General features: G+C 67.7%; 14 protein-coding genes. 5 read left to right on the plus strand and 9 right to left on the minus strand.

From position 1 onward, the window contains the following. Positions 1-2: 2 nt before the first annotated feature. The 8 genes from rplE to rplV are packed head-to-tail and all read right to left on the minus strand — an operon-like array spanning position 3 to position 3,449. Complete coding sequence (gene rplE / locus KEG57_RS05180) at positions 3-737, minus strand: 50S ribosomal protein L5 (protein WP_504968466.1); 735 nt, start codon at positions 735-737, stop codon at positions 3-5. A 3-nt stretch (positions 738-740) separates the two neighbouring features. Further along, a complete protein-coding gene (rplX, locus tag KEG57_RS05185; protein WP_136935256.1) occupies positions 741-1,055 on the minus strand; it encodes a 50S ribosomal protein L24 in 315 nt (104 codons plus the stop codon). Beyond that, the gene (gene rplN, locus KEG57_RS05190; RefSeq protein ID WP_136935255.1) at positions 1,055-1,423 is read right to left on the minus strand and encodes a 50S ribosomal protein L14; all 369 of its coding nucleotides are present in this window, start codon (positions 1,421-1,423) and stop codon (positions 1,055-1,057) included. The genes rplX and rplN overlap by 1 nt, the downstream gene beginning before the upstream one ends. A 2-nt stretch (positions 1,424-1,425) precedes the next feature. Next, positions 1,426-1,746 (minus strand): 30S ribosomal protein S17, encoded by a 321-nt coding sequence (rpsQ, locus tag KEG57_RS05195; protein WP_271930142.1) that lies wholly within the window; start codon positions 1,744-1,746, stop codon positions 1,426-1,428. Between the two features lie 4 nt (positions 1,747-1,750). Continuing rightward, on the minus strand, positions 1,751-1,969 hold the full coding sequence (gene rpmC / locus KEG57_RS05200; protein ID WP_272416922.1) for a 50S ribosomal protein L29: 219 nt from the start codon (positions 1,967-1,969) through the stop codon (positions 1,751-1,753). Between the two features lie 10 nt (positions 1,970-1,979). Beyond that, entirely contained in the window at positions 1,980-2,393 is a 414-nt protein-coding gene (gene rplP / locus KEG57_RS05205; protein ID WP_272416923.1) for a 50S ribosomal protein L16, read from the minus strand. A gap of 9 nt (positions 2,394-2,402) precedes the next feature. After that, positions 2,403-3,095, minus strand: a complete 693-nt coding sequence (rpsC, locus tag KEG57_RS05210; protein WP_136935251.1) for a 30S ribosomal protein S3 — start codon at positions 3,093-3,095, stop codon at positions 2,403-2,405. A 15-nt stretch (positions 3,096-3,110) separates the two neighbouring features. Beyond that, positions 3,111-3,449 (minus strand): 50S ribosomal protein L22, encoded by a 339-nt coding sequence (gene rplV / locus KEG57_RS05215; RefSeq protein WP_153821371.1) that lies wholly within the window; start codon positions 3,447-3,449, stop codon positions 3,111-3,113. Between the two features lie 510 nt (positions 3,450-3,959). On the opposite strand from rplV, the gene KEG57_RS05220 reads away from it, so the two are divergent. The 5 genes from KEG57_RS05220 to KEG57_RS05240 all read left to right on the plus strand — a co-directional run bounded on the left by KEG57_RS05220 (position 3,960) and on the right by KEG57_RS05240 (position 11,526). After that, positions 3,960-4,700 (plus strand): hypothetical protein, encoded by a 741-nt coding sequence (locus KEG57_RS05220; RefSeq protein WP_272416924.1) that lies wholly within the window; start codon positions 3,960-3,962, stop codon positions 4,698-4,700. Between the two features lie 343 nt (positions 4,701-5,043). After that, a complete protein-coding gene (locus tag KEG57_RS05225) occupies positions 5,044-6,597 on the plus strand; it encodes a choice-of-anchor L domain-containing protein (RefSeq protein WP_272458220.1) in 1,554 nt (517 codons plus the stop codon). Between the two features lie 127 nt (positions 6,598-6,724). Beyond that, positions 6,725-8,800 (plus strand): choice-of-anchor L domain-containing protein, encoded by a 2,076-nt coding sequence (locus tag KEG57_RS05230; protein WP_272458221.1) that lies wholly within the window; start codon positions 6,725-6,727, stop codon positions 8,798-8,800. Positions 8,801-9,206: 406 nt separating this feature from the next. Next, complete coding sequence (locus tag KEG57_RS05235; protein ID WP_272458222.1) at positions 9,207-10,067, plus strand: SUMF1/EgtB/PvdO family nonheme iron enzyme; 861 nt, start codon at positions 9,207-9,209, stop codon at positions 10,065-10,067. Between the two features lies 1 nt (position 10,068). Then, the gene (locus KEG57_RS05240; protein WP_272416928.1) at positions 10,069-11,526 is read left to right on the plus strand and encodes a sialidase family protein; all 1,458 of its coding nucleotides are present in this window, start codon (positions 10,069-10,071) and stop codon (positions 11,524-11,526) included. A 417-nt stretch (positions 11,527-11,943) separates the two neighbouring features. On the opposite strand, the gene KEG57_RS05245 is transcribed toward KEG57_RS05240, so the two are convergent. After that, positions 11,944-12,120 (minus strand): hypothetical protein, encoded by a 177-nt coding sequence (locus tag KEG57_RS05245; RefSeq protein WP_272416929.1) that lies wholly within the window; start codon positions 12,118-12,120, stop codon positions 11,944-11,946. Positions 12,121-12,167 lie beyond the last annotated feature (47 nt).

Here is a 12,167-nt window from a genome sequence, read left to right on the forward strand (position 1 = left end):
CCTCAATGCCTGAACGGGATCCCAAGCTCCGTGAGAAGGGCTCGTCCCTCCTCGTCGGTGCGCGCGGTCGTCACGAACGAGATGTTCATTCCCTTCACGACGTCGACCTTGTCGTAGTCGATCTCAGGGAAGATGATCTGCTCGCGCAGACCCATCGTGAAATTGCCCTTGCCGTCGAAGCCCTTCGGGCTCACGCCCTTGAAGTCACGCACGCGCGGCAGGGAGAAGCTGATCAGGCGATCGACGAACTCCCACATCCGCTCCCCGCGCAGCGTCACCATCACGCCGATCGGGAGGTTCTCGCGGAGCTTGAACGTCGCGATCGACTTGCGGGCGCGCGTCACGACCGGCTTCTGGCCCGAGATCGCCCGCATGTCCTCGACAGCGGAGTCGATGATCTTCGGGTTCCCGACGGCAGCGCCGAGGCCCATGTTGATCACGACCTTCTCGAGGCGCGGCACCATCATCGGGTTCTTGTACCCGAAGCGCTTCGAAAGCGCGGGCCCGACAGCGTCCCGGTACTTGTTGCGCAGACGCGGCGTGTAGCTCGGATCGCGCGGAACGTCAGCGACTTCGGCTTGCGACGTGGCCTTCGCCTCGCCCTTGCCCTTGCCGCCCTTCCCGGCTTCCTTGCCACCCTTGCCGGCCGCAGCCGCCTGCGGCTTCGCAGCCGCCGGCTTGGCGTCCTTGGGCTTTTCGCCCTTGCCCTTGCCCTTTTCTTCCTTCTTGTCCGCCATGGCTCAGCCTGCCGCGATCACGGCGCCGCTCTTCGCGGTGCGCTGCTTCTTGCCATCGACGATCGTAGACTTCACCCGCGTGGGCTTGCCCGTCGTCGGATCCACCGGCATCACCTTGGAGGCATGGAGCGGCGCCTCCTTCGTGATCTTGCCGCCTTGCTGGTTGCGCGGCGTGGGGCGCTGATGGCGCGTCACCACGTTGATCCCCTCGACGACGACCTTGTCGTCCTCCGCGAGGACCTTCGTCACGCGACCCTGCTTGCCCTTGTCCTTGCCGCTGATGACCTGCACGAGGTCACCGACTCGGAGCCGTCGCATCAGAGCACCTCCGGCGCGAGCGAGATGATCTTCATGAACTTCTTCGCGCGGAGCTCGCGAGCCACCGGCCCGAAGATACGGGTCCCGATCGGCTCCTTCTCCTTGTTGATCAGCACCGCGCTGTTGGTGTCGAACTTGATGTAGGTGCCGTCCGAACGCTGATACTCACGCGCCGTGCGCACCACCACCGCCCGCGCCGTGTCGCCCTTCTTCACCTTGGTGCCCGGCATGGCTTCCTTGATGGACACGACGATCACATCGCCGAGCCCCGCGTACTTGCGACGCGAGCCACCGAGAACCTTGATGCACTTGACGACCCGAGCCCCGGAGTTGTCAGCCACTTCGAGATGCGTCGTGACCTGGATCATGGCTACTCCTCCACCGGGCGGGAAATGAGCTTCGTGACGATCCAGCGCTTCTCGCGCGAGATCGGGCGGTGCTCCTGGATCTCCACGCGGTCACCGACCTTGTACTCGTTCTTCTCGTCGTGCGCCTTGTAGCGCTCGCGAGCCCGGACGTACTTCTTGTAGACCGGATCCGGCGAGTTACGCACAACCTCGACCACGACGGTCTTGTCGCACTTGTTGCTCTTCACGCGCCCGACGAGCTTGCGTCGGAAGCCGTGCGGCTTCGCGGTCGTCTCGGCCTGAGCCTGCCCGGCGGCGGTCGCGTTCGCCTCGTTCGTTGCCATGGCTCTACTTGTTCCCTTCCGCCGCTGCCGCCGACTCGCTGGCACGCTGCTGGAGGATCGTCTTGACCCGGGCGAGATCGCGGCGCGCCTTGCGGATCGCCGACGTGTCGTTCAGCCGGTTCGTGAAGTTCTTGAACTTGGCGTCGAACACCTCACGGCCGAGGTTCTTCTCGAGCTCCTGCAGGTGCTCCGTCGTGCGTTCGCGCAGATCCTTCGCCTTCATCTCGAATACCTCACACGATCCCGCGAGCGATGAACTTGCACGCCATCGGGAGCTTGTGCCCGGCGAGGCGGAACGCCTCACGCGCCATCTCCTCGGGCACGCCCGAGATCTCGTACATGACGCGGCCCGGCCGCACCGCCGCGGCCCACTCCTCCGGCGCACCCTTTCCGCCACCCATGCGGACCTCGAGCGGCTTCTTCGTCACCGGTCGGTCCGGGAAGATGCGGATCCAGAGCTTACCCGCGCGCTTGCAGTGCCGCTGAATTGCCATACGCGCAGCCTCGATCTGGCGAGACGTGATGCGCGCGGGCTCGAGCGCCTGCAGGCCGAAATCACCGAAGGACACGTCGCTTCCCGAGGTCGCAACCCCGCGAATGCGGCCCTTCTGCATCTTGCGGAACTTCGTTCGCTTGGGAGACAGCATCGGTCTGTCCTACTGAATCCGGCGCGATTTGCGCTGGAGAACCTCACCCTTGAAGATCCACACCTTCACGCCGATGATGCCGACCTTCGTCCTCGCCTCAGCGAGGCCGAACTCGATGTCGGCGCGCAGCGTGTGGAGCGGAACCCGACCCTCGCGGTACGTCTCGACCCGGCTCATCTCGCTGCCGCCGAGCCGGCCCGCGCACCGAACGCGGATGCCCTTCGCGCCGAACTTCATCGCCGTCGCCACGGCCTTCTTCATGGCGCGGCGGAACGCGATGCGGCGCTCGAGCTGCGTCGCGATGTTCTCCGCGACGAGCTGCGCGTTCGTCTCCGCCTTCCGGACCTCCTGGACGTCGATGAAGACCTCGTTGTCCGTGAAGGAGGCGACGCCCGGGAACACCGTCTCACCCTTGGTCGCGGTGCCGACGTTGCCACCCTTCAGGGTCTCGATGCCCTTGCCGCCCTTGCCGATCACCATCCCCGGACGCGCCGTGTAGACGATGACCTTGGCCCGGTTCGCGGCGCGCTCGATCTCCACGCTCGCGATGTTCGCGTTGTAGAGGTACTGCTTGATCGCCCGCTTGATGCGGATGTCCTCGTGGAGCCACTTCTGGTACGCGTTGCCGTCCTCGTACCACTTGCTGCTCCACGTCTTGATCACGCCGACGCGGAAGCCGTACGGATGGGTCTTCTGTCCCATGGAAGCCGTGTTCCTTTACTTGCGCTCGCTGAGCTCGATCACGATGTGAGAGACGCCCTTCACGACTTTCGTCGCGCGCCCCATCGCACGGGGGCGCCAGCGGCGGTTGAACTTGTTCGGGCCCTTGTCGACCGTCGCCTTGCTGATGAACAAAGCGTCGACGTCGGCGCCACCCTGGCGGGCGTTCGCCACCGCGCTCTCGATGACCTTTTTGATCACCGGCGCGGCTGACTTCTCCGTGAACTGGAGCAGCTGGATCGCATCCGCTGCATCACGTCCGCGGACCAGGTCCGCAATCATGCGCGCCTTTCGCGGAGAGATCCGCGAAAACATCGCACTGGCCTTGCTTAGCATCCGAGAAACCTCGCAGACAGGGGGCCGGTTCGGCCCAGGGCGCCCGGTCGTTGGCCAACCCGGTCGACCAGCGTTACGCCTGTCGAACCGAGCCCTGCCGTCGTACGTTCCGGAACATCAACCCGACGTCTCGCGACGAGAAACCCTCTCCGCGTCACCGGGGGGTGTCCCACGGCGGCCGAAGAGGCGAGCTGAGTCCGAAGCGCCGTTACGGCTTCGGGAGAGACGAACACCAAAGGTGATCGCCTCCAGGAAAACGGAGCGCGGTGTCTAGCAAAGCCCCACGACGCTTGCAAGCGAGATCCGCAGAAAATCTGCGCGCTCCCCCGTCCGTGAGGGAGCCGGCTGAACGGATCTGCCGCGATCGCTGAACGGGCGTACGGAGCACGGTTCGGTTTTGAAGGATCCGCCGGGCCGCTCGTACTACGCTGACACTTCTTGAAATCGTCCGCGCCGGAGCCCCACCCCCCCGGGCCCTCGGCGCCTCCTACACTCCGGAGGTTTCGGAACATGCAGTCTCGCTCGACGTTTGCCTTGGTTCTTACTTCGTTCCTCACGGCCGCGGCCCTCAGCAGCGGCTGCATCATCGTCTCGGATCCCAACAACAACACCGGCGGCAACGGTGGCGACGGCGGCGCGGGTGTCGGCGCCTCGGGCGGCACGGGCGGCACGGGCGGCCAGGGCGGCACGGGCGGCGTCGGCGGCACCGGCGGCACCGGCGGCACCGGCGGTGAGGGCGGCGGTTCCAACTGCGTCGGCCCCGAGGACGGCGACGGCAGTGTCGCCGCCTGCGACGCCATGAACATCACGCCCAAGCCGGAGGGCCCCGCGGCCCAGTGCCCGGGCACCGACCCGAACGGCAACCCCATCGAGTTCGACCCCCCCGGCTACGGCACGTGCAAGCGCGGCTTCGAGATCTACACGCGCGGCGCGGCCACCGTGCTCCAGAACTGTCTCTCGGACATCGGCGTCGAGCCCGCGAACGCCTGCGACGATCAGCAGGTCGCGGACTGCGTCGGCAAGATGTACGGCGCGGCCTGCCCCTCGGCCGACGCGGCCCTCGCCTGCGAGACGATCTCCAACCAGCTCTGCATCAACGGCGAGACCTTCGACACGCAGGGCTGCCAGCTCGAGACGAATCCCTTCAACAACGCCGCGCTCCAGGAGCTCGCCAACTGCATCTCGGACAGCGCCCTGCCCGATTGCAACGACGCATACGACGCCTGCTTCGCGCAGGTCACGAGCTACTGACCCTCCCTCGCCCGCGCGTCCGGCGATAGAGAACCCCGGGCGCGCCGCCCTTCCTCCGTCCGCATTCCCTCCCAGGATCGCGAGTTCTCCCACGATGGGAGCCGTTCGTTTGCACGGCTGCAGCTCGCATCGGCTGTGGATCGACTTCGTTCGTCCGAGTTGAGCCGCACGCGGAAATCTGAGACGATGCTCCGGAAGTCGCTTCGGCCCGCTTGATCGGAGCCGCACTCCCGGCAGGCGCGCGCTCCGGATCCGACATGCGCGGCGGGTGCTCCACGTGGCCGCACCACCGCGCGCATTCGGGCGGCGCCGCGCCGGCGCGTTGCTCCCGGAGGTTTTCCTGATGGCTCGTACCCTTCTCTTTTCAAGCTCGCTGCTTCTGCTTGCGGGCGCCCTCGGCCTCGCGTCGTGCTCGGACGACGGCACGGGGGGCCAAGGTGGTAGCGGCGCGACCGGCGGCACGGGCGGCGCGGGCGCGACGGGCGGCATGGGCGGCACCGGGGGAACCGGCGGCGGCACGGGCGGCACCGGCGGAGTGGGCGGCATCGGCGGCACCGGGGGAACCGGCGGCATCGGCGGCACGGGCGGCACCGGCGGCGTGGGCGGCACGGGCGGCATCGGCGGCACCGGCGGCGGCGGCGGTGAGGGCGGCCTCGGCGGCGCGGGCGGAGCCGGCGGCGCAGGTGGTGCCGGCGGAGCCGGGGGCCTCGGCGGGGCCGGCGGCGCGGGCGGCGGCGGTGGTGAGGGCGGCGATCCGCTGGCCGTCGACAAGGACATGGACGGCTGGACCATCGGCGACGGCGACTGCTGCGACAACGACGTCAAGTGCGACATCCCGGGGAGCGTGAACCCCGGCGCGTTCGAGTACCTCGGCAACGGCATCGACGACGACTGCGATCCCTCGACGAAGGACGACGTCGCCGCGGTCGATTGCACCGATCCGCCGCTCGCCACGCCGACGAGCACGCTCGAGCTCGTGAAGGCGATGGACCTCTGCCAGTTCACGACGGAGAACCCGCCGCTCCCGCAGAAGAAGTGGGGCGTGATCGCGAGCTACCTCCAGCTCGCCGACGGGACGAACGCGGTCGTGCCGAAGGACGTGCAGGTCGGCGTGCTCGCGAACTACGGGCCGAACGTGCTGCCGAAGAAGGGCACGACGATGGCCGTGCTCTCGACGGGCACGGCGCGCGACGAGGGCGACCTCGGCTTCATCCACCCGCAAAACGGGCCCGATCCCGAAATCCAGAAGGGCAACTACAAGGCAAACACGGTCTGCCCGATCCCGGCGCCCTACCTCACGGCGAACGGCGGCAAGCTCCCCTCGCCCCCGGAATGCCCGGCGTGCGTCGGCGAGAACTGCACGAAGGCGTTCGACTCGGTCAACTTCAAGATGCGCATCCGCGTGCCGACGAACGCGCGGTCGTTCTCGTATCGGCTGAAGAGCTACACCTCGGAGTACCCCGAGTACAGCTGCGGCCAGTTCAACGACTTCTTCCTCGCGCTCCTGAAGAGCAACTGGACGCCCGATCCGATGGCGAACCCGCCTCAGGCTCCGCTCCCCGCGGATCGCAACATCGCCAAGGACTCGACCGGCAAGACGATCACCGTCAACAACGCGTTCTACGAGGTCTGCTTCCCCTCGCCGATCTCGCCGCCGGGCGCCTGTCCGGCCGGCGTGCTCGAGCTCCTCGGCACGGGCATGGGCGGCTGGAGCGGCGACTACAAGGACGGCGGCGGCACGGTGTGGCTCGTGAACGACGCGCCCGTCGTGCCCGGCGAGACCATCGAGATCGAGTTCATCATCGCCGACGCGGGCGACTCGAACGTCGATTCGACGGTGCTGCTCGACTACTTCCGTTGGGACATCAAGGCGGCGGCCGCCGGCGTCCACAAGTGATCCGCTGCGCGCTGCGCTCTTCGTGAGCGCGGCGCGCGGCCTCGGGCTTCGGATGGTGCGGGCTCGGCCCGCTCGCGATTTTACGAAGAGGTATTTCGAGATGATGAAGCGTACGAGGCGGAACGACATGCGTTTTTCGCTTTCGACCCTGCTCGTCCCGGCGCTCGTCGCATACGCGGCCGCGGCCGGCTGCGCCGCGGACGTCGGCGGAGGAGGGGGCGGCTCGGCCGGCACGTCGAACGTGAGCGACGGCGGGAGCGGCGGCACCGGCGGTGCCGGAACCGGGGGCATGGGCGGCGCGGGCGGCACAGGCGGCACAGGCGGCGCGGGCGGCGCGGGCGCCGGGCCCACGGGATGCGTGGTCGACGGCGATTGCGCGAACGATCCCGGCGGCACGATCTGCAACGCCGACACGGGCAAGTGCGTCGAGTGCATCCCGAGCGGCGACCCGCTCGTCGATGACTGCGGCCTCGGGCAGTACTGCAACAAGGACGAGGGGAAGTGCAAGGTCGGCTGCACGCACAAGGCTGACTGCCTGGGCGCGCAGGTCTGCGACACCATGAAGAACCAGTGCAGCGACGGCTGCATTGTCGACACCGACTGCTTCCCGGGCTCGATCTGCATCTCGAAGACCTGCATCCCCGGCTGCTCGGCGACCCAGCCTTGCCAGGCCGGCTTCAGCTGCTGCTCCTCGAGCTGCTACGACTTCTCGAACGACGAGAACAACTGCGGCTTCTGCAACAACTCCTGCTCGAATGCGTGGGTCCTCGACGACACGCAGACCCCGCCGGTCATGGGCGGCCCGCCGAACGGCACGGCGGTCTGCGACAACGGCCTCTGCTCGCTCGGCGCTTGCAAGCCCGGCTTCTCCGACTGCAACAACGACCCGTCGGACGGCTGCGAGTGGAACACGCTGCAGGACGGCCCGTGCACCTGCGTGCCGGGCCAGACGCAGTCTTGCTACCAGGGTTTGCCGGGCACGCTCGGCATCGGGCCGTGCAAGGCCGGCACGCAGACGTGCAAGGAAGACGGCTCGGGCTGGGGGGATTGCAAAGGCCAGGTGCTCCCGAAGTACGAGATCTGCGCGAACGCCATCGACGACGACTGCAACGGCGCGGCCGACGACTCCGCCGGTGACTTCGACGGCGACGGCTACAGCTCGTGCGGCGGCGGCGACTGCTGCGACTTCCTGAGCCCCGGCTGCCCGAACCCGAAGGCCGTCAACCCCGGCGCCTTCGAGTTCACCAACGACGGCGTCGACAACGACTGCGACCCGACGACGCCCGACAACGTCGAGGCGCCGCCCTGCAGCTCGTCGGCGAAGTTCGCCGCGGTCACGGCCGAGGACGTGGCGAAGGCCATGGAGCTCTGCCAGTTCGTGCCGGAAAACCCGCCGGCGGGAGAGTTCAAGAAGTGGGGCGTGCTCGGCGCCAAGCTCGTCCTCGCCGACGGCTCGACGCCGACCGCGGCCCAGCTTTCGGTCCTGCAGGACAAGTCGACCGCGATCCTGACGGGGTACGGCACGGTCGTGAAGCCGCAGAAGGGCCTCACGATGGCCGGCATCTCCAGCGGTGTCATGCGTGACCAGGACGACGTGGGGTACACCGGGACGAGCACGAGCCACAGCATCAACGGTAACCCCCCTGCCACGTACCTGCTCGCGAACGGCGGCAAGCTGCCTTCGTCGCAGGGCTGCAACGGCAGCTGCTCGTCGGGCACGGGCGCGAATGACTCGATCAACGTGCGGCTCGACATTCGTGTCCCCACGAACGCGAAGTCGTTCGAGTACCAGTTCCGGTTCTTCTCCTCGGAATACAAGAGCTGGCAGTGCTCGTCGTACAACGACTTCTTCCTCGCGTTGCTCCAGTCGGGCGCCATGGGCCTGCCGACCGACAAGAACATCGCGAAGGACGGTTCGGGCAACCCCGTCAGCGTCAACAACAGCTTGTTCCAGGTCTGCGTCGCCAAGGGCTGCAACACGTGCCCCTCGGGTTCGGGCGAGCTCACGGGAACGGGCATGCAACTCGACAACGTCGGTGGCGGCACGGACTGGCTCTTCAACACCGCCTCCGTCGTGCCCGGCGAGAAGGTCACGCTCGAGCTCATGATCTTCGACGTGACCGACACCATCCTCGACTCGCTCGTCCTGCTCGACAACTTCCGGTGGAACGCGGCCGATCTCGGCACCGGCATCCACGAGTGATCCCCTCTCGCCCGAACCGCGAGGGCGCCTCCCCGGCGAGCGCGCCCTCGCGGACAAACCCGTCCGTGGTCCAATGGTTGGACCTCCAAGTATAGACGTTCCGAACAGCTTCCATCCCGCTGTCAAGCGATGAAAGCGTGGGAAGACGATCCCGCCGGCGGGCGTTGGCATTTTTCTCCATTGCGTCTCGGCGCGTCCGCAGGCATCTTCGACGTTCGTGGCGACGAAGGCGGACGACGCAGACTGGCGAGCGCCCAGCCCTCATGGGCAACCGCTGCGATCCAGCCTCCACACGCGTCGCGTTGCACGGCACGTTTCCAGCTTCGTCCGTCTCGTCGTGGCGGCCGTTCTCGGATCAGGGGCCGTCGGCTGTGCTACCCCGGGCGGGCTCTCGCAGCTCCACGCCGTGAAGGAGCCGAGCGCGAACACCCGCGTCGCGTCCGCCCTTCGGCAAGCGCCGGTCGCGCCCGCCGAGCGGCCCATCGCGGTGCGGGCCACCGAGGCGCGCGTCGTCACGGTCGAGACGCGCCTCGCCGCAGCTGCGTGGCGCTCCATGGCCGAGGACGTGGACGGCGAGATCCTCGCGAACACCTCGCGTTGCCCGGTGGAGATGGCGCTCGTCGACAACCGCGTCTGTGTCGATCGCTGGGAGGGTTCGCTCGTCGAGCGTCTCGCGAGCGGCGAGGTGCGCGGGTGGTCGCCGTTCTACCCCGTGGATGGACACGAAGCCTCCGTGCGTGCCGTCTCGCGGCCCGGCGTGGTCCCGCAGGGCTACATCAGCGGGGAGCAAGCGCAGCGCGCCTGCCAGGCCTCGGGCAAGCGCCTCTGCGCCGCCGACGAGTGGGAGCGCGCCTGCCGCGGCCCGAACCGCACCCGTTTCCCCTACGGCGACGAGCGCAAGAGCCGCGTCTGCAACGACGACATCCGCCGCGCGCACCCCGTCGTCGAGGTCGCCTTGCGCCTCGGCATCCCCGACGATCGCCGCTGGTCGGACGGCATGAACCAGCCGCTCATCAACCAGCTCCCGGACTCGCTCTTCGAGACCGGCATGCGCGCCGAGTGCACGAACGAGTACGGCGTCTTCGACATGGTCGGCAACCTGCACGAGTGGATCGAGGATCGCGACGGCACGTTCCGCGGCGGCTTCTACATGGACACGTCGTTGAACGGCGAGGGTTGCTCCTACCAGACCACCGCGCACGACTTCCGTTACCACGATTACTCCACGGGCTTCCGCTGCTGCATGGATCCCGATCGAGTCGAGTGAGATGTTCCGAACGACGATGGGCCCCTGGTCCCCGACGGCCTACGCGCTCGCAGCCGCGCTCTCTTTGCTTCCGAGCTGCTCGAAGAAAAAAGAAGAGGCCCCGATCACGCCGCCCGCGCCTCCACGCGGCGCAGCCTCGCTCGATCAGCTCTCCACCGGCCTCGGCACCGCCAAGGGCCTCGACGCGAGCCTCGCGCCGCCGTCGATGAAGTTCGATCACGTCTACGTGCTCGACGACAAGCGGGCCATCCTGGCCGGCGGCGTCCCCGGCAGCGTGGCGATCGCGCTGATGACCGTGGACGCGGGCAAGACGTGGAAGGCCTTCCGCACGGACCGCGAGACCTGGTCGAGTTACACGTTCGGCACGGATGGCGTGTTCGCCCTCGCCCTCGGCCCGAAGGAGACGACCGCGGAGGCGCCCCCGACCGTCGGGAAGAAGGCGCCCCCGCCGCCGCCGTTCCAGTTTTTCTTCGCGGGCCTCGACGCGCCCTCGTTCGGTACGGCGACGATGGTCGATCAGCCGCCGCTCGCCCGAAAGCCCGACCCGAAGCTGCCCATCCCGAAGCCGCGCCTCGCGCTGCTCGACAAGGAGACGGCGTCGATCGTCGTCGAGCCCACACCGAAGAAATTCATAGCGCGGTATGTGACGCCGCCCGGGACCGATGCGCCGGCCGAGGTCGCGCTGCCCAAGCTCGAGACGTTCGCCACGGGGCCCGTCGGTCGGCCGCCGCGGCTCTTCTCGGTGAAGGGGCGCGAGGTCGTGTCGCGCAAGTGGCCCGCGCCCGGGCAGACCGTCGCGGCGCCTGCGGAGTCCGAGTACATCGACTTGAAGCTCCTGAAGCCGACGCCCACGCTCCTCGCCGAGCTATCCGCGCCCTCGGCGTGTGACGTCGGTTCGATCTCGTACCAGGCGATCACGCAACCGCCGACGAAGCAGAATCCGAACAAGAACTTCTACCTCGTGGTGACGCCCGACAAGCTCACGCTGGTCCCGCGTCCGGCCGAGGCGCTTTCCGGCGCGCCAATCGGCTGCACCGACACGAAGTTCGTCGTCGAGGCGCCGGATGCCGACAAGCAGAGCATAACGCTCTTGCTGTGTGAGCTAGACGGCAAGTGCACGACGCCATCGCGTCCCGTATTCAAGCCCTGGATCGAGAAACACGAGCGCGACATCGTCGCGGTGCCGACGTCCACGGGCGCGGCGGCCGTGATGAGCGCGCAAGCCGGGGAGCGCTGGGGGCTCTACTACGCGCAGTCGACGGACGGCGGTAAGTTTTACGAGCGCGCGCGCATCATCGGCGAAGGGACCGGCGCGCGCGGGCGCGTCGACTTTGGTGCGCTCGTTTCGTTTGGCAAGCGCACGCTGCTCATCGTGTCCGCCGATGTCACGGGTACTTCGAGGCGCGGCTTCTACGTGCTCGTATCCGACGACGACGGCGCGACCTGGAACCCGCCGTAAAGCCGTCGTCGGACGATTGCCTCACCGCGCCATCTCCGCTCGCTCCTCGTGCGAGCGTGAGAAGTTGAAACGCGCGCAGGGGCACATCGTTCAAAATTGAAAGGTAAGACCGTAATAGGTCTGCAAAAAAACGTCGAAAGCGTGACGCCTGCACCGTTTTGGCGACGCGCATAACGACGAGCGCGTGTTCGCGCAGTGCGGCGTGGGAGCGCATCGCACTGGCTTGTCGGCTGGGTTCGTCCGAGCGAGCGACAGTGAAAGGATGCTCGGTCCGCCCGGACATACCACGCGCGCGTATCGCCGCGACACACGCCTGCCTGCCACGCTGGGTTTGGCCGCCGACGACCAATCGAACGGGCGGCGCGATCCAGCGCGAAAAACGTTTTGGACGTCGCGACGACCTGGGACGCTCACGCGTCATTCGGGCGCTGCCGCGGGTCGACCATAACGATCGATCGTGGGCAGCCGCTCCGGTCGAGCAGAGCCGGAGAGGCGCGTCATGTCGGCGACGTCGTTTTGACTTCGTCCGGACGATCGATCGTCCTTCGAAACGACCGCGCGGCCCGAATCGAGGGCGGGGAGTCTTTCACTCACCGCCTCCGCGTCGGGCCGCCAGGTTTGCGAGTCGTAACTCGCTGGCA

This window comes from Polyangium jinanense (assembly GCF_028435365.1).